We start from the raw sequence: 18,675 nt of genomic DNA on the forward strand, positions 1-18,675 counted from the left end.
ATAACATGACTACGCTGATTCAGGTTCGCGACTCTCTCGCACTGGCTGGCCGGGCAGATGCCCGCCAGCTCAGCCAGCAGCTTAAGGCTCCGCAGCCGCTGGTGCAGGCCATGCTCGAACGGCTGGTGGCGATGCGAAAAGCAGAAACGGTGGAAGCGGATGACAGCTGTCTGAGCGGCAGCTGTAAAAGTTGCGCTGACGGCAAAAAGTGCCTGACAGTGTCTTACACCCTGATCCCCTGAACCCGGCTTTTCCGCCCTTCCTGAATAGTCGCCCGGCGGCTATTCAGCTATCATCTCAGCCCGCAACGGCCTAAAACGCGCCGCAGGAGCCTGTATGATCGACAGTGAAATCACCTTCCGCAAACTCGAAATTTTCCTCGCTTACATGGAAAAGCAAAACATCACCCGCGCAGCCGAACAACTCGGTCTGAGCAGCGTGAGCGTGCATCGCGCCCTGCATTCTCTGGAAGAAGGTTTGCGCTGTCCGCTGTTTATCCATCGCGGGCGCAATCTGCTGCCATTGCCCGCGGCTGAAGCGTTACTGGAACATGCCACGCAGGTGATTGAACAGATGGAACATGGGATCCAGGCCACCCAGCGCGCCGCCGGTTTTGGGGATAAACGCCTGAAAGTCGGCACATTGTATTCGCTGACCCTGGAAACTATTCCGCGCCTGATTATGGGGCTGAAACTACGCAGACCCGAGCTTGAACTGGAGCTGGTGATGGGGTCTAACAGTGATTTGCTGCAAAAGCTGGAAGACGGCCTGCTCGATGCGATTCTGATTTCGACCAGTGATTCGAGCGTGGACGCACAGCGCTACGATCAGTTGCCGCTGTTTCAGGATGATATTTTTCTCGCCGCCCCCGCCAGCGCAGAACTGGCGTCGGAAGGCGCGGCGGATTTACGCGATTACAAACAGAAGAAATTCGTTTCACTGGCAGAAGGGTTTGCGACTTACCACGGCTTTCAGGAAGCCTTTCAGATCGCCGGTTTTGAGCCGGACATTGTCACACGGGTAAACGATATTTTTTCGATGCTGAGTCTGGTGCAGGCGGGCGTCGGATACACGCTCATTCCCGGCAGGATGAAAGGCGTGTACGCAAATACGGTGAAATTACTGCCGCTTACCGAAGCCTACCAGATGCGCCAGACCATTTCGCTGGTCTTCCCGCACAGCCGCGAGCACGATCCTAACCTCCTCGCCCTCGCCGCTGAAAGCCGGATGTATGCGCTAGCGAGCAGAAAGCGCTGACAGATGCTCGCTGTTTTGCGCAATCAATACGACCGGCCAGTGCGTTTGATCCGGATGGTGACTCCAGATAGCAGACTCAGGAATGCTCACCCCGTCATAACGCATTTTCGAGCCATCATAAGGGTAAAATTGCCCTTTCTCTGTATCGAGTATAAAAACTAATAATCCTGCAGAATCCTGCGCAAGACGTTTCCACAAGGCGCGACCGCCGGTGTAATGATCGTTATCACTCATCAACGTGAGATGCTTTTTTACCACCAGTGTTTCATACAACAAGGTCGCTAAACGGTAATCTCGCATTCCAGCATTATCCACCACGCCTTCCACCTGAAACGCTTTATCGTCTTCCCAGAACTGTCGTACTTCGAGCAGTTCAACGCTATTTTCCCTGCGGGCAAGTTCCAGCGTTGCCACCACATGGTGTCGGTTTTCACCCCTGTTATCGGTTCTGGTTTGGGCTTCGGCAATGGCGATAAATGGAATTTTTTCATCATAGATGACCAACATGTCAATGTTGTTGAAACGGATTTCATCAATGACTTCAAACCGTCGGGCCAGAGTGGCCGGACTGTACGATCTTTCAAGCACGATCATTTGCGAATCCCCGCGAATTAAAACTGGCATGATATCCCTTCGTTCAGAGTGGTTGGACAATAGCACGCTGCGCAATAATCAAACAGCGCCACGCGTTTCATCCCCAACCTATCATGCCTTTAATCAGCGTTCGTTTTCCCGTAACCGCGCTGCGAGACGTCCCGCAACATGCATACCTGACTGGCATAAAGACAGCGCTTCGCCCTGTTCCATCGCACGGCGGGTCAGGCCGGTAAGCACCGCGCCCGGCGGCATTTCAATTGCCAGTCGCACATCGCGCTGGTAGGCCGCGACCATGGCATCACGCCAGTTCACGGTACGCGCCATGTTCATCGCCAGATCGTCCGCGATTTTTTCCGCCTGCCAGTAAACGCGACCCGTTGTTCCGCTGAGATAACCGCAGGTCGGACGGGAAATGTGAATCTGTTTAAACGCCTCAACCAGTTTCGCCGCAGGTTCATCGAGCAGTGCGCAATGTGATGGCACGCTGACCGCCAGCTGATGCGTTTTCTGCGCTCCCAGCCCTTTCGCCAGTTGCATGACCTGCGCCATAGCGGCATCACTACCCGCAATCACCAGCTGGTCTTCCGCGTTAATATTCGCCAGATACACCGGCGATGTGGCGCTGTTGACCTGCGCGACCAGATCTTCCACCTGCATCTGACGCAACCCGGTGATCGCTGAAAGGCCAAAGCCTTGCGGATAGGCCTGTTGCATCAGTTCCCCACGCAGCGCGACCAGCCGTACGGCATCATCAAAGTCGAGCGCACCGGCAATCACCGCTGCCGGAAACGCACCAATTGACAGCCCGCTGCAAAAATCTGCCTCAACGCCTTCGGCCTGGCACTGTTTCGCCCAGACCACACCGGCAATCAGCAAACACAGTTGTACGGCACGGGTGGAGCGTAAGGCATCGGCAGTATCAAGCAGCAGAACATCTTCGCCCAGCGCGATGCTGGCCTGTTCAATGAGGGAATGTGTGAGCGGGTTATCCGGCAGACGATGCAGCATTTGCGGCACCTGCGGGCCCTGTCCGGGGAAAGTAAATAGGATTTTCATCGTGCTCCTTGCTTCTTGTGGCCAGGTTCAGTCTCCCGGCAATTGCCACGGGTCACGCACCAGCAACGGGCCGGACGCCGTTTTCAGCATGATGTCACCGCCACGCAGCCATTCGCTGAGGGCAAATCCGCCCTGTGGCGTATTGATCTGAACATCGGCGCGGCAGGGAAGCCGCTGAAGCTGGTCGTAAAAATCGGAAAACTGAGAAGGATCCCGCGGCATGTCGCAGCGCACCAGTAAATCAAGATCGCTGTCGGCGTGCATGACGGGAAGGTCACTGACCAGCGCGTAGGCGCAACTGCCCGTCACGCCCCACGCGAAAGGCAGCTTCAGACTGCATAACGTAATCAGCGCCTGCACCGGTTGCTGTGACACAAACGGCGAATGCAGTAATGCATTCACGTCGCTGACCAGAGATTCGGGCGTGACGACCCGCACCACCGCCGCCGGATCTATCCAGGCGGCAGCACGCTGAATACGGGTCATGCCGCGAATGCCCACAGGAATTGCGCCGTCAGCCCGCTTATCGCGACGCACCACCAGCGGCAGCGACGTACGCCAGCCGGTGTTTACCCACGCGGGTAACGTGTCGTCGCTTTGCAGCGCAGAACGGTCGCTAATCCAGACAAAATCATGGGCACGCGGGTCACACATATTCCAACCTTTCTGATTAGTGAAGTGCGGCTGTCAGAGAGATAAACAGCGGCAATGTCACGATACATAATACGGAACTGATCAGCAGTGACGCTTCTGCATCCGGAGACTGAACCCCGAAACGGTTACCGAACACGATACCGAAGAAACCAGCAGACAACGCAATCATCAGGATCGCCGTCACAGCCACCTGACCGCTCAGGCCAAATGCCAGAACCAGGCCCCAGGCAATAAACGGCTGGATCAGATTTTTCGCCACGCAAGACAACAGCACCGGACCGTTAATTTTCAGTTTACGGGCTGACAGGATAACACCGGTCAGGAACAGCGCAGACGCGGTAGCTGACAGACCCAGCGGTTTGATCGATGCCAGGAAAATTTCCGGCATTTTAATGCCAATCGCCGACAGGATCACGCCCAGCAACGGTGCCCAGACGATCGGTTTTTTCACTGAACGCCACATCAGAACCGGTAGCAGTGCCAGAGAAGACCCCTGATTTTCACCACTGAGACGCGCTTTTTCACGTTCAAGGATCAGCAGACAGAACGGCGTCATCAGCACGGAACCGCAGGCGATAGATACCGCGACGGACAGTGAAGTCGACGGCGCATCACCCATCACGCTGCTCAGAATCGGCAAACCAAGCGCCGCATAGTTCGGCAGTGCGACAGTCAGCGTCAGAACCGCCGCGTCCTGCGGAGACTTTTTAAAGACTTTGGTACAAATAAAGTAAATCGCCGCGTAGGTTACCCACATGGCCAGCACCAGCACCAGAATCAGCGGTGACTGTTCAACAATGCCCGCCCACGGGGTCTGTACGGTTGCTGCAAACAGCGCAGCGGGTAAAGCGAAATCCATCACGAAAATATTAAGTAAAGAGACATTCTGGTTATCCACCATTTTCGCTTTCCCGGCGTAAAAACCGAGGATCATGATGACGAAAATAGGGGCAAGCGCGTGCAATATTACGTAAGTCATAGCGTTTTTCCTGAGGCAAAAAATGAATGCTCAGTCGGCGCCGGTGCGATGGTTTTATTAGTATGACAGTCCAGTTGCAGACAACAGCAGGTCCTCGCCCGGACGGTATGTCAGGGCGGGAACCCGCAATGCGGCTGCGTCACGCTGTTTGCAGGTGCGTTACCGGTTGAGACTGAAAGTTTTAACGAATTACCATTCCTGACGCATCAGCTGGCGAACGCGCTGCGAACTTGCGCGGTTTTCTGCACCCAGACGGTTGCTGAGGCTAACGCCTTCTTTGCGTGCGTCCTGAATGTTTTGCCAGACAACGTTTTGCACGTTGCTGATGTCGTCGGGTGTTGCCTTGTCCGGATCAGCGATGTCGAGTAATTGCGATAGCAGGCCCAGCGTGGCGTAGTTTTCGATGTCATAGGCCATCGGCGGAATGGTGGCGGCCAGTTTTTCCAGCGCGTCCACAGAACGTAAGGTGATACGTGCGGCGGATTCTTTACCCATCGCGTGGATCATCACGCCGTTGTTTTTGAAGGCGATCAGTTTGTTGGCCTGATAACCGTGCGCCAGAAACGCACCGGACATCGCTTTACCGACAATCAGCCCGACCACCGGATGCCCGGCCAGACGTGCTTTGGCGTACGCCCCTGCGGCACCGGCCAGCGCCTGATGGATACCGAATGCTTCTTCGCGACGACCGTATGCCTGACTTGGCACATCAATCACAGCCACGATGGCGCGTTTGGTGGTGGCATTAGCGTCGGCATCAATGACGTCGTTGACTACTTTTGCCAGATTCCAGCCTTCGAGCAGGCCGACTTCGCCGCCCGCAGCACGCGGATACTGGTTATTTTTATCCGGTACCACGGCGATGAAACGCACGGGCTGGTCATTCAGTTTGCCGTCAGCCGCTTTCACGGAAGGGCAAAGACCGCTTACCGGAGTGGCGTCTTTGGTCAGTTCAGCGAACCAGTAATCACCCCGGCTGGCTGCATTATTTGCTACGTTGCTCATGCGCGATCCTCCCGGTTAAACAAGGCTTCCGTCACTTCACGGCTGGCCTGCTGCGCGGTGTCAAAACCGGTCAGTTTTGGCAGGTAATAATCATAATTATCAGAACGATGTGTCGCAGGTACGCCCGCTTTAATAAAGGCCAGTACGCTGTCTTTCACTTCATTCAGGGAATCTTTCACCAGTGCATCAACAAACCCGCTGTGATAGCGCACTTCGCCACCGGTCATGCTCCAGATAAACGGACGGTCGCGGGAATCGTATTCATCGATACCGGCTTCCTGTTCAATAACCTGCGGACCATTCAGACCCAGACGGGCTTCGCGGGTGACAATCAGATAGCTGCACAGCGCGGCGGCAATCGACATCCCGCCAAAGCAACCGACAGTACCGGCAACCACGCCAATCACCGGCGTATAGCGGCGTAAATCTACGATTGCGGCGTGAATATCGGCGATCGCCGCCAGACCCAGATTGGCTTCCTGCAAACGCACACCGCCGGTTTCGAGCAGCAGAACGGCCTGCGTCGGGATGCCGTTGCGGTTATCTTCTGCGGCCAGTTCCAGCGCCGCGGCCATTTTGGCACCGGACACTTCGCCCATGCTGCCGCCTTGGAAACTGCCTTCAATCGCCACAACCACGGCGGGCTGACCGTTAATCTGGCCTTTTGCAACCACCATGCCGTCATCGGCCTGCGGGACGATGCCCTGCGGTTCCAGCCATGGCGACATCACGCGTTCGAACGGCCCGAGCAGTTCGCGGAAAGTGCCGTCGTCCAGCAGTTTGCGGGCGCGCTGACGGGCGCTCAGTTCGATAAAGCTCTGATCAGTATCAGTTGGCATTTTCAGCCTCCTCAAAGACCTGTTCGATACGCAGACGGGCAACCCCTGGTGTGGCGCCAAAATCATTAATGTCCAGACGGCCTGCCGGTAATTCACGCAGCGCGCTCAGACGGTTAAAAAAGTTCTGCCACAAGGTATGGCTGCCGTCGACCGATGTGGTGACGATAATTTTCAGCGCACTGGCTGTGTCGGGTTCATACAGCGCTTCTAAATCGCCGGAACCTACCACGCCGGCTTCGGCGCGGCCTGCCAGCGGTTTAGCCGCCGGGTAGTTAAATTCAAAACGTTCCATAACACCTCTTTGTACTGATGTTAGTTAATTCGTATCCGGTTCAGACCACGCTCACGCGGTCGAGGAACAGCGTCGCAGCCAGTAAATCAGCGGCACCGCCGGGCGATGTGTTGTCCGTTAGCATCCGGTGTTCGAGATGGCGCAACCGTTGTTTGCCCGCCATCGTGCTGGTGCCACCAGCTTCCAGTACCGCCTGCGCGCCCTGATGCATGGCTTCAAGCGCCGGTAAACCGCCGCGTGACAGCACACAGGTGTCGGCAAGCGTGGTCATCATCGCCAGCAAGGCATCGACCTGTGCTTCGCTTTCGCTGGCGCCTCGTGTCCGGCTGTGATGAAGCTGCGGCAGTGCCCGGTCGATAATGTGCGGGAAACCACTTTGTGCTTCTTCACGCGCACCCGGCACCTGATAACGCTGCACGGCGTGCGAACCTTTACTGAATTTTTTCGGGCTGAAAGCATCGGGTAACGCCGCAATTTTCGCGGCGCGCTGCGCAATACTTTGCGGCAGCAAACGTTCCGGCTGCATGGCAACGGCGCTGACCAGCAGCCCCATCGCCCAGATAGCGCCCCGGTGAGTATTCACTCCGCCGGTTTCCGCCATCATTTGTGCTTCACCAGCACGACCTAAGCGCCCCACTTCCTGACGCAGGGCGATATCCGCCGGGCGCTGCCAGCTGTGTAAAGCCAGCAAATAGAAAGTGGAGGTCAGGCTGCGTGCCGAACGCACCATCAGATCCAACGTTAAATCCTGATGTGCGCCGGAACTCCGGCTGTCTACCAGTCCCGGTTTCGGGCTAAGCCGCGCTTCGTCGATCAGCGCCTGCGTCGCCGTTTCTGCCAGCCTTTCGGCCAGTTCTTCCGCTGTCAGTACAGCGCCAATCGTTAAAGTCTGCGGCATCAGGATCACCAGCTACGGAATTTGGCTGGCGGGTTATACAAACCGCCGGACCAGTCAACCAGTTCGCTCACGCTGCCTGCCGCCAGTAAAGAACGGGTGGCGTCGGTGCGACGAATGCCCATGTCTTCAGGGAAGACCACCAGTTCCTGACGGCGCAGGTCGGCAACACGTTTGGCGTCAACGCCCAGACCGATGTCAGTGATACCGGCCACCGCAGCGACCATTGCGCGGCGTTCTTCCAGAGAGCGGGCGCGGTGCAGGTAAGCAATCCCCTCTTCGGTCAGCACGTGGGTCACGTCGTCGCCGTAAATCATCACAGGCGCCAGCGGCATACCGGACTCTTTACCCACATCGACGGCTTCGAGTTTCTCAACGAACGTCGGTTTGCCCCCAGCCTGGAAGGTTTCCACCATCTGTACGACCAGTTTTTTACCGCGTGCCATCGGATCCGGCTCTTCAATCATGTCGAGCCAGGCTGGCGTGGAGTGACGACGACCGTGCGGGTCATGGCCCATGTTAGGCGCGCCACCGAAACCGGCCAGACGACCGCGGGTCACCGTTGAGGAGTTCGCCAGACCATCGACCTGCAAGGTGGAACCGATGAACATGTCGACGGCGTACTGACCTGCCATCTGGCAGAACGCACGGTTGGAACGCATGGAGCCGTCGGAGCCGGTGAAGAACACATCCGGACGAGCGCGAATGTACTCTTCCATCCCCATTTCGCCGCCGAAGCAGTGAACGGTTTCCACCCAGCCGCTTTCGATAGCCGGGATCAGCGTCGGATGCGGATTCAGCGTCCAGTGTTTACAGATTTTGCCGCGCAGACCGAGCTGTTCGCCGTACGTCGGCAGCAACAGTTCGATGGCTGCGGTGTTAAAACCGATACCGTGGTTCAGGGACTGCACGTTGTGTTTGGCGTAAATACCCTTAATCGCCATCATCGCCATCAGCACGTGAACCGGTTTAATCAGGCGCGGGTCACGGGTGAACAGCGGTTCGATAAAGAACGGCTTGTCGGCGACGACCACGAAATCAATCCAGTCGCCGGGAATATCGACGCGCGGCAGGTCGGTGTCTTCTTCGACAAGTTCATTCACCTGCGCAATCACGATGCCGTTTTTAAAGGCAGCGGCTTCGACCAGCGCCGGCGTATCTTCAGTGCTTGCGCCGGTATACAGATTGCCTTTACGGTCCGCTTTGAAGCCGGCGATCAGCGCGATGTTTGGCACCAGATCGACATAAAGACGGGAATACAGTTCGATGTACGTGTGGATAGCGCCGATTTCCATCTGACCGTCCTCAAGCAGTTGCGCGATACGCAGGCTTTGCGGGCCGGAGAAAGCGAAATCAAGCTTGCGGGCGATACCGCGTTCGAAGAGATCCAGATGTTCAGCACGGCTGACGCTCGGCATGATCATATGTAAATCATGCAGCTTTTCAGGGTTCACTTTTGCCAGCGAACGGGAAAGAAAGTCAGCTTGTTTTTGGTTGTTACCTTCCATCACCACGCGGTCACCGGAGGCGATCAGCGTTTCGAGGATAGGGATGATTTTATCTGTGGGTAAAACTTTACCCTCTGCCACGGAACGGACACTGTCGATACGCCGTTGTTTTTCGCTGCGGCGGGTGTCCCATACTTTCGTGGTCTGCGGATGTTGCGGCATGCCAAACCTCCCTGGGTTGAGCTTGCTGAATCTTTCCCGTCGTGATGAAACAAAAAGGAGGGTGGGAAGTTCAGTCAAGTGGCGGTTGCATCACAATTGACCTGTTTAATTAGCGTGTTAAGTATAGGAAGCGGTGAGATACCCATCAATTAAGGGCGCTGACACTTCGTTACTCTGAGAGTAACGATTGAAGAGAATTCTTTAAAAACAGTTTGATACAGAACAAGGAATGAGAGGAAGTGCGCAAAAACAGGCGAAAAAAAAGAGATGCACCAGGCATCCCTTTTTCGCAGATTCAGAGAATTACTTGAACACTTCTGCGGTAGCAGTGATTTTCTTTTTCTCCTGCGCGGCGATGACGACGTAGTATTTCCCGCCTTTTTCATCAGCCAGTTTGGACAGCTCATCTTTAGCATCCATTGGCGCAGTGTATTCATTGCTGGTCGTTACCACGCCCAGGCTGGTGTAACCCTTATCTTTGGCTTCTTCTTTGGTGATCATCTCAGCGGCCATTGCGTTCACAGAGAACAAACCTGCCAGAACAGCTGCAATAATAATTTTATTTGATTTCATGACATTACCTCTAATTGGATGAATAATTTTGAAAGAAAGCAGTCAAGATATGAACGGCAGGTGAATCTGTGCTGGCACGAACCTTCCTGGTCAACCACCAGATTTCTCCCCAGAGACACAAACGGGCGATGGAAACTCTTCCCCCTCTCACCTCCGGCATCTATCGGCTTAAGTATTAATCACCTTCGGGAATTATCCAGAAATTAGAAAAAAATATTTACATTGATTTTCATTCTGACATCAGGAACTGACCGGCAAGTTCACAAAACGCATCAGGATGAGAAATGAACGGCGCATGTGCTGCTTTTTCAATGACTTCTGAACGGGAATCCGGCAGTAACGCATCCAGCAACGGCACGACTTTTCGCGGCACCAGCCCGTCCAGCGCGCCGTAAATACGCAATATTGGCAACGTCAGCTGCGTCATCGGCTGGCGTAAATCGGCCGTGCGCAAAATCTCCAGCCCGCCGTTGAGCACATCAGCCGGTGGCATCGGCAGATTCAGGACAATCGATTTAAGCAATCGGGCATCCTGACGCGCGCTGTCGCTGCCGAGTGTCTGCAACGCCAAAAAACGCTCGACCGTGCGCTGGAAATCTTCACTCAGCTGATGCTGAAAACCCTGCAGCACATCTGGGCGGATCCCCGGCCAGTCTTCGTGCGCGGTAAAGCAAGGCGAAGATGCCACGGTAATCAGTTTTTCCACGCGCTGCGGCGCGCTCAGCGCAATTTGGCTGGCGACCAGACCGCCCAGCGACCAGCCCATCAGCGAGGCCTTTGGCGGCATGACCGCCAGAACCGCTTCCGCCATCTCTTCCAGCGTCATCGCCCCGAAACCTTCACTGCGGCCATAGCCCGGCAGGTCGATCAGATGCAGACAAAATTGCGGCGCAAGTCGCTCTGCCGTGTAACGCCAGACTTCGGCATTCAGCCCCCATCCGTGAAGCAGCACAAGATGGCGATCTCCTTCGCCGATTGTCTCCTGATAAAGCGTATTCATAGCGTATTGTCCGTGTCTGTCTGAATGGCTAAAGGAACCCGCCACTATGCTAACAATTGCCGGCCGCTGTTGGCTATGCCAGTGTCCGCTGCATCTTACGATCCAGGGCATTTGCAGCCTGTGTATGAAACATCTGCCGGTCGCTCCGCCGCATTGCCTGCGCTGCGGATTGCCCTCCAGCGGCGGTGAGGCTGATTGCGGGCGGTGTTTATTAAAACCGCCGCCGTGGGACGCGATGATCTTCGCCAGTCCCTATGAAATGCCGGTGAGCGGGCTGGTGTTGCGGTTCAAATTCTCCGGGCAACCGGAGCTCGACACCGCACTCGCCCGCTTGCTGTTGCTGCGCTGGCTGGAACGCTACCGGAGGCGCAATCTGCCCAGACCCGACGTGCTGCTCAGCGTGCCGCTGCATCAGAAACGCTATTTCTCACGAGGTTATAATCAGAGTGAATTGCTGGCAAAACCACTGGCACGCTGGCTGCATTGTGAATACCTGCCCGATGCCCTGAGCCGCGACCGGCAGACGACGTCACAACAAAGCCTGACCGAGCGGGAAAGAAAGTGGAATCTGCGTAAAGCTTTCACCTGCCATATCAATCTGCGAGATAAGCACGTGATGCTGCTGGATGACGTGGTGACGACAGGCAGCACGGTGCGTGAAATCAGTAAAATACTGCGCAATCAGGGCGTTGCTTCACTGCAAATCGCGTGTATCTGCCGGACGTTGCAGACATAGGCACGTGCTGCTAACACTCTGGCAACGTGAAGGGTGACGGGTAAAAGTAAAGGGCGTATTATAACCAACTAGAGTAGTCAACTATTGAGCGAATGTTATGATCCTTATTACCGATGCTGCCCAAGAGCACTTTGCCAAATTGCTGGCAAGCCAGGAAGAAGGCACCCAAATCCGCGTATTCGTGATCAATCCCGGTACGCCGACCGCAGAATGCGGTGTCTCTTATTGCCCGCCTGACGCCGTTGAAGCGACGGATACCGAACTGAAGTTCGAGAAACTGTCTGCTTTCGTCGATGAATTAAGCGCACCTTATCTGCAGGATGCGGTGATCGACTTCGTTACCGATCAGCTCGGTTCTCAGCTGACGCTGAAAGCACCGAACGCCAAAATGCGTAAAGTCTCTGACGATGCGCCGCTGATGGAACGTGTTGAATATCAGCTGCAATCGCAGATTAACCCGCAGTTAGCCAGCCACGGCGGCCGTGTTTCCCTGATGGAAATCACTGACGACGGTATCGCTGTTCTGCAATTCGGCGGCGGCTGTAACGGCTGTTCAATGATTGATGTCACCCTGAAAGATGGCATCGAGAAAGAACTGCTGCAAAACTTCCCTGAGCTGAAAGGCGTTCGTGACCTGACCGAACACCAGCGCGGTGAACACTCGTTCTACTGATAGGTTAACGCCATTCCAGTATCACAATACTTTAGGGTTCAGCACCGCTGAGCCCTTTTTATTGCCTGCAATTTCCCCCTTCCTGTTGTGCCCGTAATGGCACAACCAGACTCGCTTTCAGCACGCACAGATTGCGCATAAAACAGAGGCAGGGGAAAAGGAATCGTGTATTACAACACGTCTCAGACCTGCTTTCTCAAGCGAGAGCCAGGCCGGACACACACACTTCCCCGGATGTCATTTCTAAGGAAATCACTGTCTGTCCGGAGTCTGTTATGAAAAAAACCTTACGCGTTTTAGTCCCTCTCGCAGGTCTGTTCGCCCTGATGCCGCTGGCTTCTCATGCGGCATCAGGACAGTCGAACGTTTCCTGTTCCTACAGCCATACCCTCGGCGACGATGCCATTCTGATGTTTGGTATGCCCAATCACGCGATGCTGCACGATTTCTTTGGTAACACCAGCACCGATGCGTATTCCACCTACGACACGCTGCAGGCAAAACCGGAAACCACCTGTGACAACAAGGCAGATTCCACCGCCTATTGGGCACCGACCATGAAACTGCCTTCAGGCGAAGTCGTGAAGCCGTCGTATCAGAAAACCTATTATCAGGCTAACTCGGTAGAAAAGTATCCGCTGACGCCTTTCCCAAAGGGGTTACAGCTGCTGGCAGGGGATCACGTGGGCACCGCACCCAATCCGCACGTCAGCTTCTTGTGTGCCAATGGGAACGGCTACACAAACACCGCAGATCAGGTCTGTGGTTTGCGCTCAGGCGGGGATGCCGTGCAGTTCAACATCGGCATTAACTTCCCCAACTGCTGGGACGGTGTTCATCTGAAACCTGAGAAGGGTGTGGCGAACGCCACATATGACTCAAACAATGTCTGTCCTGCGGCTTTTCCGGTGAAAATACCTAAGGTCAACATGAACATTGCCTACGTGTTGCCGCAGATCACCTCACTGGATACCAGCAAAATACAGCTTTCGCTGGACCCTGAAATGGTCGGTGATCAACGCATCGAGAAGTGGGGCAGCATTTACACCGCCCATGGTGATTTTGTGAATGGCTGGCCTGAACAGTCAGCGAAATACATGACCGACTTGTGTATGAATCTGGCTTTCGATTGCAGTAACACCATCCCTTACAGCTACGAGCCGGCACTGGAAGACACGGTCGTCAGCAGTACCAACAGCAGCACCAATTACGGCAGCAGCACATTGCTGACCGCCAGCGACAACTGGAAAAACGGCGGTCATGCCAGCAATCCGGAAAGTCTGGTTCTGTTTAAGTTTAAAATTCCTGCACTGCCGGAAGCCATCCCGGCCTCTGAAGAGGGATTATTCGTCTACCGTCTGCGGGTGTTTGGTGGCAATGCGGCTTCCAGCGCCACCGGCAAGCTGAATGTCTACAGCACAACCACGGACTGGGATGGCAAAACAGTGAACTGGGATAACCATCCGGCAACGGATTACCAGTCAGCTGGCACCATCTCGATGAATAATAACCGTCAGTATCGCGACGCTATCGTGGATACGGCTGTTCGCCAGGCGCTGGCAGAAGGCAAAACAGAAGTCGCTTTCTACCTCGGCGGTGATCAGAACGGCGGGACGTACACCTTCGATTCCACCGAAACCAACCATCCACCGTTGCTGATCGTGAAAGGCTACAAGGCGGCAACAGAGAATTAATCACAGCGGCCTGAGGAAACTCAGGCCCTTTTCTGCCACCTGGATTACCCCTTTCGCCGTTTGCTCAAATCGGCCAGCAGCGCATCAATATGCTCATCGCCAAACATTTCCTCCAGCGTTCGCGTCAGTTTGCGCCGCCAGTTAGGGTATTCGGTATTCGTGCCCGGCACATTAACCGGCAAATCCATATCCAGCCAGTCTTCCGGTTGCAGGCCGAGCAATGCGCTGGCACTGCCTGCCAGATAACGCTGCAGCCCGCCATTTAGCACCGGCGTCATCGGCATGTTTGTTGCCGTTTTGCCGATCGATTTCGGCACGCACCCTGTCTGATGCAACGCATCCAACAATCCCTGCTTGCTGTGTTCACGCTCCCCGCGCAATTTCTCCAGCACCTGCGGATCAGGATAAACGCCAAGTGACGCACCGAGCGTTAAATCGCCACCTTCCCAGTAACCGCGCAACGTAGGCAGATCATGCGTGGTGACCGTTGCCATTGCCTGCGAAACATAGTCTTCCGGCGGTCGGTAAACGTAGTTTTTATCGTGTTCGAAATACAACACCTTGTAGGAATACACCCCGCTGTCACGCAGGCTGGCGACAATCTCTTTCGGCACTGTACCGAGATCTTCGCCAATCACCATGCACTGATGTCGCTGACTTTCCAGCGCCAGCACGCCGAGTAAATCTTCCAGCGGATAACGGACATACGCGCCATTCCCCGCCTCCTGATCCGCCGGTATCCACCACAAACGCAGCAGCCCCATCACGTGATCGATACGCAGCGCCCCGCACTCCGCCATATTTGCCCGCAGCAAATCAATAAACGGCTGATAGGCACGGACTTTCATTTCGTGCGGATCAATGGGCGGAAGTCCCCAGTTTTGCCCCTGTGGGCCAAGAATATCCGGCGGCGCGCCAATGGTCGCTTTCAGGCAATACAGCGCCGGATCCGACCAGGTTTCCGCGCCGCCTTGCGCCACGCCGACCGCCAGATCACGGTACACGCCGATCGGCATCTCCAGTTCCACACTGCGCTGATAACATTCTGAAAACTGCGTATGCGCCAGCCATTGCTGCCACTGATAGAACTCAACTTCACTGGCATAACGCTCACTGAATTCGCGTACATCCGCGCTTTGGGCATCGCGATAGGCTTGCGGCCACACCGGCCAGCCCCACTGGCCTAAATCCAGATCCCGCAGATGCACATGCAGCGCGTCGAATAGCGCCTGTTGCCGCAAACTGTCGCCGCCGAGTTCCACGAAACGGCGGAAATCCTGCTTACGCAGGCTGCCTTGCGGCAGTTCACAAAACAGCGGCCAGGCCAGTTTCAGCGCGGCGGATTTCAGCGCCATGACCTGCGGATAATCCACAAACTCCGTACTGCGTGCCTGCAATAACGCGTCACGCGTCTCTCTGGAATGCCACCAGTTTTGTGCCTCGCGACTGGCGGCGAATTCCTCCACGGCGTTCACATCGATGTAGGTCAGGTTCAGCCAGCGGCGGGACGACGGACTGTACGGGCTGGCACTTTGTGGATTCGCCGGATACAGCGAATGAATGGGATTAAGCCCGACAAACGCCCCGCCACGTTTTCCGACTTCTTCGACCATTTTTTTCAGGTCGCCGAAATCACCCACGCCCCAGTTATTTTCCGAACGCAGGGTATAAAGCTGCACCGTCGCGCCCCACAGTTTTTTACCCGCCCGCAACGCCTGCGGCTCATAGCAACGCGGCGGCGCGACGATAATCCGGCAGGGCCAGACATTACCGTTTTGCGATAACGTCAGCTGGTGATAACCGGCAGGCAGCGCTGCGCCGAGGTTCAGCGCCTGACCCGCCGGGATGTCGCCGTGCGTCTGACTGCCGTTTTCCTGCGTCAGTTGCCAGCTGAAAGCACCAGCACCTTCCGGCGTCAGCAGCACTTTTTTGCCTTGTGTAAATACTTTTACCGGCGGTACGGGCGTGATTTCCGGCACGTCAGCCGGGTCCCGCCCCATCGCCGCGAGCAAAGCCGTCCGCGTGTCATCCGATACTGTTTCGACGTCATCCGTCATATTGATGAAACTGTCTACAATCCCTGCCCGGCGCGCGGCTGCAACGAGTTGCTTATCTTCCATGTCTGCTCCTATCGTTTGGCCTGCCAGATGCGTTGCTGATAATCGCGGATAGAACGGTCGGCGCTGAACATGCCGACCCGCGCCGTATTCAGTAACGTGCGGCGCGTCCATTCATCGGTATTACGGAACAGCGTATCGACCTGTTTCTGCGCCTCGCAATAGGCCGCAAAATCGGCCAGCACCAGATACGGGTCACCGCCGTCGAGCAGGCTGTTGAGCATCAGATCGAAGGCTTTCTTGTCGCCGTTGGCATAAAAGCCGCTGGCCAGTTCGTCGAGAATGGTTTTGAGATGTTTGTCCTTTTTCACCAGCGCTTTCGGCTTGTAGCCTTTTTTCAGCTGCGCTTTTACTTCATCGACGGTCAGGCCAAAGATAAAGATGTTGTCCTCACCGACTTGTTCGGCAATTTCGACATTGGCACCATCCAGCGTGCCGACGGTCAGCGCACCGTTCAGCGCCAGTTTCATATTGCCGGTACCGGAAGCCTCTTTCCCGGCGGTAGAAATCTGCTCGGAGACATCCGCCGCCGGGATCATCAGTTCAGCCACCGACACGCAATAATCCGGGATGAATACCACTTTGATACGATCGGCGACGATCGGATCGTTGTTGATCTTCTCTGCCACCTGATTGATCGCATAGATGATATTTTTGGCGAGGTAATAGCCGGGCGCGGCTTTTGCACCGAACAGGAAAACACGCGGCACGATGTCGAGTTTCGGGTTATCGCGGATCTGGCGGTACAGTGAAAGAATGTGCAGAAGATTGAGATGCTGACGTTTGTACTCGTGCAGACGTTTGATCTGCACATCGAAAATCGCGTCAGGATTAAGCCGGATCCCCATGCGCTGCCAGACGTATTCCGCCAGCCGCACTTTATTGTCGTGCTTGATTTTGCGGTACTGCTTGCAGAATTTTTTGTCTTTGACGCCGTCTTCCAGACCTTTCAGCAAATCCAGATTGTTCACCCAGCCGTCGGTTTTCAGGCGTTCATCAATCAGCGCGGACAGCGCCGGATTGCACTGTTTCAGCCAGCGGCGCGGTGTAATGCCGTTAGTCACGTTGTGGAATTTCTGCGGCCAAAGCTGGTGATATTCCGGGAACAGATCTTTGACCACCAGATCCGAATGCAGCGCCGCCACGCCGTTAACCGCAAAACCGGCAACCACGCAGAGGTTTGCCATGCGCACCTGTTTGTCGTGATGCACGGCAAGCTTCGCCCAGACAGCCTCATCGCCCGGCCATTCTTTGCTGACCCGTTTCTTAAAGTTGGCGTTGATTTGTTTAATGATCTGGAAATGGCGCGGCAGCAGGCTGCGCACCAGACGCTCGTCCCAGGTTTCCAGCGCTTCCGGCATTAACGTGTGGTTGGTGTACGCAAACGTACGGCTGGTGATGTGCCATGCGTCATCCCAGCTCAGCTGATGCTCGTCGAGAAGCACGCGCAGCATTTCAGGAATGGCGATGGTCGGGTGCGTATCGTTAAGCTGGATGACTTCATAATCCGGCAGTTCGCTGATTTTGCGGCCAAGGAAATGGTGACGACGCAGGATATCCGCCACCGAGCAGGCGCACTGGAAATACTGCTGCATCAGGCGCAGGCGTTTACCGGCCTGATGGTTGTCATTCGGGTATAACACTTTGGTGAGTTTAGCGGCGTCGACGCCTTGTTGTTCCGCTTTCAGAAACTCGCCGTCATTAAACTTTTCGAGATCAAACGGATGCGGATGCGTGGCTTCCCATAAGCGCAGCGGCTGCGTGATGCCATTGCGATAGCCCATCACCGGCAGATCCCAGGCTTCGCCACGCAGCGTAAATTCCGGTTCCCAGCGCGACACGCCCTGCTCATTTTTCACGATTTTACCGCCGACGCCGACGCTGACCGCCAGCGAACTGTTATGGCGAAACCATGGATATTCGCTGCGGTGCCAGTCGTCCGGCGACTCTTTCTGTTTGCCGTCAACAAAACGCTGGCGGAATAAACCGTACTGATAGTTCAGGCCATAACCGATACCGGGCTGCCCGACCGAGGCCATCGCATCCAGATAACAGGCCGCCAGCCGTCCCAGTCCGCCGTTGCCCAGCGCCGGATCGATTTCCTCTTCCAGCAAATCAGTCAGATTGATATCAAACGGTTGCAGCGCTGTGGCGATTTTTTCGTACCAGCCGAGGTTAATCAGATTGTTACCGGTAAGACGCCCAACCAGAAATTCCATCGAGATGTAGTTAACGTGACGGGTAATTTTTTTGCTTTTGCTGCTGACGGTATCATTTTGCGGAGGAAGTTGTTCGGCGACGGCAGCACTGACTGCGTGCCACCACTGATGCTGAGTCATATCTGAAGCTGAAGTGAGTCCGAACGCTTGCCACTGGCGGGTGAGCGCCGCCAAAAAAATATCCTGCTTGAACGTGATCTTCGACATAGGGCAGTCTCTTTTCTGTCTGAGGGGACGGAATGCTTCCGTGAGAAAAAGTGTGATCGCGATATCTATGTATAAACCCTATGCTGGAAAAATGCTCACTGCGGGGATGAGGAAAAATGCATGAAATCATGTCGAAGGGATGGGGCGTTGCCATTAAAACCCCCTCCCCGCCTCCCCTGCGAAGGGGGAGGCGCAAAAACTCGATCGGCTCC

18 protein-coding genes are annotated in these 18,675 nt (G+C 55.4%); 5 read left to right on the forward strand and 13 right to left on the reverse strand.

Going from position 1 to position 18,675, the window contains the following annotated elements; translation table 11 throughout:
• The first annotated feature begins 5 nt into the window (after positions 1–5).
• The gene (locus tag UC15_RS12000; RefSeq protein WP_112288657.1) at positions 6–242 is read left to right on the forward strand and encodes a FeoC-like transcriptional regulator; all 237 of its coding nucleotides are present in this window, start codon (positions 6–8) and stop codon (positions 240–242) included.
• A gap of 94 nt (positions 243–336) precedes the next feature.
• Entirely contained in the window at positions 337–1,257 is a 921-nt protein-coding gene (locus UC15_RS12005; protein ID WP_112288658.1) for a LysR family transcriptional regulator, read from the forward strand.
• Here the strand turns inward: UC15_RS12005 and UC15_RS12010 are convergent.
• The 11 genes from UC15_RS12010 to bioH form a co-directional block, all read right to left on the reverse strand.
• On the reverse strand, positions 1,237–1,881 hold the full coding sequence (locus tag UC15_RS12010) for a hypothetical protein (protein ID WP_112288659.1): 645 nt from the start codon (positions 1,879–1,881) through the stop codon (positions 1,237–1,239). The genes UC15_RS12005 and UC15_RS12010 overlap by 21 nt on opposite strands.
• A 93-nt stretch (positions 1,882–1,974) precedes the next feature.
• Positions 1,975–2,910 carry a malonate decarboxylase subunit epsilon gene (gene mdcH, locus UC15_RS12015; RefSeq protein ID WP_112288660.1) on the reverse strand — a complete coding sequence of 312 codons (936 nt, stop codon included), beginning with the start codon at positions 2,908–2,910 and terminating at the stop codon, positions 1,975–1,977.
• 27 nt (positions 2,911–2,937) lie between these two features.
• Complete coding sequence (locus tag UC15_RS12020) at positions 2,938–3,564, reverse strand: malonate decarboxylase holo-ACP synthase (RefSeq protein WP_112288661.1); 627 nt, start codon at positions 3,562–3,564, stop codon at positions 2,938–2,940.
• A 16-nt stretch (positions 3,565–3,580) separates the two neighbouring features.
• Positions 3,581–4,543 carry an AEC family transporter gene (locus UC15_RS12025; protein ID WP_112288662.1) on the reverse strand — a complete coding sequence of 321 codons (963 nt, stop codon included), beginning with the start codon at positions 4,541–4,543 and terminating at the stop codon, positions 3,581–3,583.
• A gap of 189 nt (positions 4,544–4,732) precedes the next feature.
• Entirely contained in the window at positions 4,733–5,548 is an 816-nt protein-coding gene (gene mdcE / locus UC15_RS12030) for a biotin-independent malonate decarboxylase subunit gamma (protein ID WP_112288663.1), read from the reverse strand.
• The gene (locus UC15_RS12035) at positions 5,545–6,387 is read right to left on the reverse strand and encodes a biotin-independent malonate decarboxylase subunit beta (protein WP_112288664.1); all 843 of its coding nucleotides are present in this window, start codon (positions 6,385–6,387) and stop codon (positions 5,545–5,547) included. The genes mdcE and UC15_RS12035 overlap by 4 nt, the downstream gene beginning before the upstream one ends.
• Complete coding sequence (locus UC15_RS12040; RefSeq protein ID WP_112288665.1) at positions 6,377–6,679, reverse strand: malonate decarboxylase subunit delta; 303 nt, start codon at positions 6,677–6,679, stop codon at positions 6,377–6,379. The genes UC15_RS12035 and UC15_RS12040 overlap by 11 nt, the downstream gene beginning before the upstream one ends.
• A gap of 40 nt (positions 6,680–6,719) precedes the next feature.
• On the reverse strand, positions 6,720–7,577 hold the full coding sequence (locus tag UC15_RS12045; protein WP_112288666.1) for a triphosphoribosyl-dephospho-CoA synthase: 858 nt from the start codon (positions 7,575–7,577) through the stop codon (positions 6,720–6,722).
• A 5-nt stretch (positions 7,578–7,582) separates the two neighbouring features.
• On the reverse strand, positions 7,583–9,244 hold the full coding sequence (mdcA, locus tag UC15_RS12050; RefSeq protein WP_112288667.1) for a malonate decarboxylase subunit alpha: 1,662 nt from the start codon (positions 9,242–9,244) through the stop codon (positions 7,583–7,585).
• Positions 9,245–9,547: 303 nt separating this feature from the next.
• A complete protein-coding gene (locus UC15_RS12055) occupies positions 9,548–9,817 on the reverse strand; it encodes a YdgH/BhsA/McbA-like domain containing protein (RefSeq protein ID WP_112288668.1) in 270 nt (89 codons plus the stop codon).
• A gap of 229 nt (positions 9,818–10,046) precedes the next feature.
• Positions 10,047–10,817 carry a pimeloyl-ACP methyl ester esterase BioH gene (bioH, locus tag UC15_RS12060; RefSeq protein ID WP_112288669.1) on the reverse strand — a complete coding sequence of 257 codons (771 nt, stop codon included), beginning with the start codon at positions 10,815–10,817 and terminating at the stop codon, positions 10,047–10,049.
• A 46-nt stretch (positions 10,818–10,863) separates the two neighbouring features.
• Between bioH and gntX the strand changes: the two genes are divergently transcribed.
• The 3 genes from gntX (at position 10,864) to UC15_RS12075 (ending at position 13,920) form a co-directional block, all read left to right on the forward strand.
• Positions 10,864–11,553, forward strand: coding sequence for a DNA utilization protein GntX (gntX, locus tag UC15_RS12065; protein WP_112288670.1), 690 nt, complete (start codon positions 10,864–10,866; stop codon positions 11,551–11,553).
• Positions 11,554–11,650: 97 nt separating this feature from the next.
• Positions 11,651–12,226: a Fe-S biogenesis protein NfuA gene (gene nfuA, locus UC15_RS12070; protein ID WP_112288671.1), complete on the forward strand. Its 576-nt coding sequence runs from the start codon at positions 11,651–11,653 to the stop codon at positions 12,224–12,226.
• A gap of 275 nt (positions 12,227–12,501) precedes the next feature.
• Positions 12,502–13,920, forward strand: a complete 1,419-nt coding sequence (locus UC15_RS12075) for a DUF1996 domain-containing protein (protein ID WP_112288672.1) — start codon at positions 12,502–12,504, stop codon at positions 13,918–13,920.
• Positions 13,921–13,964: 44 nt separating this feature from the next.
• On the opposite strand, the gene malQ is transcribed toward UC15_RS12075, so the two are convergent.
• Together malQ and malP are read right to left on the reverse strand one after the other, a co-directional pair.
• Positions 13,965–16,040 carry a 4-alpha-glucanotransferase gene (malQ, locus tag UC15_RS12080; protein ID WP_112288673.1) on the reverse strand — a complete coding sequence of 692 codons (2,076 nt, stop codon included), beginning with the start codon at positions 16,038–16,040 and terminating at the stop codon, positions 13,965–13,967.
• An 8-nt stretch (positions 16,041–16,048) separates the two neighbouring features.
• Positions 16,049–18,463: a maltodextrin phosphorylase gene (malP, locus tag UC15_RS12085; protein ID WP_112288674.1), complete on the reverse strand. Its 2,415-nt coding sequence runs from the start codon at positions 18,461–18,463 to the stop codon at positions 16,049–16,051.
• Positions 18,464–18,675: the final 212 nt, after the last annotated feature.

The organism is Rahnella sp. AN3-3W3 (genome assembly GCF_003263545.1).
Lineage (GTDB): Bacteria > Pseudomonadota > Gammaproteobacteria > Enterobacterales > Enterobacteriaceae > Rahnella > Rahnella variigena.

Bases quoted from the DNA above. Each gene is read 5' to 3' on its own strand.
- UC15_RS12000 (WP_112288657.1), top strand. From the start codon at position 6: ATGACTACGCTGATTCAGGTTCGCGACTCTCTCGCACTGGCTGGCCGG.
- UC15_RS12005 (WP_112288658.1), top strand. From the start codon at position 337: ATGATCGACAGTGAAATCACCTTCCGCAAACTCGAAATTTTCCTCGCT.
- UC15_RS12010 (WP_112288659.1), bottom strand. From the start codon at position 1,881: ATGCCAGTTTTAATTCGCGGGGATTCGCAAATGATCGTGCTTGAAAGA.
- mdcH (WP_112288660.1), bottom strand. From the start codon at position 2,910: ATGAAAATCCTATTTACTTTCCCCGGACAGGGCCCGCAGGTGCCGCAA.
- UC15_RS12020 (WP_112288661.1), bottom strand. From the start codon at position 3,564: ATGTGTGACCCGCGTGCCCATGATTTTGTCTGGATTAGCGACCGTTCT.
- UC15_RS12025 (WP_112288662.1), bottom strand. From the start codon at position 4,543: ATGACTTACGTAATATTGCACGCGCTTGCCCCTATTTTCGTCATCATG.
- mdcE (WP_112288663.1), bottom strand. From the start codon at position 5,548: ATGAGCAACGTAGCAAATAATGCAGCCAGCCGGGGTGATTACTGGTTC.
- UC15_RS12035 (WP_112288664.1), bottom strand. From the start codon at position 6,387: ATGCCAACTGATACTGATCAGAGCTTTATCGAACTGAGCGCCCGTCAG.
- UC15_RS12040 (WP_112288665.1), bottom strand. From the start codon at position 6,679: ATGGAACGTTTTGAATTTAACTACCCGGCGGCTAAACCGCTGGCAGGC.
- UC15_RS12045 (WP_112288666.1), bottom strand. From the start codon at position 7,577: ATGCCGCAGACTTTAACGATTGGCGCTGTACTGACAGCGGAAGAACTG.
- mdcA (WP_112288667.1), bottom strand. From the start codon at position 9,244: ATGCCGCAACATCCGCAGACCACGAAAGTATGGGACACCCGCCGCAGC.
- UC15_RS12055 (WP_112288668.1), bottom strand. From the start codon at position 9,817: ATGAAATCAAATAAAATTATTATTGCAGCTGTTCTGGCAGGTTTGTTC.
- bioH (WP_112288669.1), bottom strand. From the start codon at position 10,817: ATGAATACGCTTTATCAGGAGACAATCGGCGAAGGAGATCGCCATCTT.
- gntX (WP_112288670.1), top strand. From the start codon at position 10,864: ATGCTAACAATTGCCGGCCGCTGTTGGCTATGCCAGTGTCCGCTGCAT.
- nfuA (WP_112288671.1), top strand. From the start codon at position 11,651: ATGATCCTTATTACCGATGCTGCCCAAGAGCACTTTGCCAAATTGCTG.
- UC15_RS12075 (WP_112288672.1), top strand. From the start codon at position 12,502: ATGAAAAAAACCTTACGCGTTTTAGTCCCTCTCGCAGGTCTGTTCGCC.
- malQ (WP_112288673.1), bottom strand. From the start codon at position 16,040: ATGGAAGATAAGCAACTCGTTGCAGCCGCGCGCCGGGCAGGGATTGTA.
- malP (WP_112288674.1), bottom strand. From the start codon at position 18,463: ATGTCGAAGATCACGTTCAAGCAGGATATTTTTTTGGCGGCGCTCACC.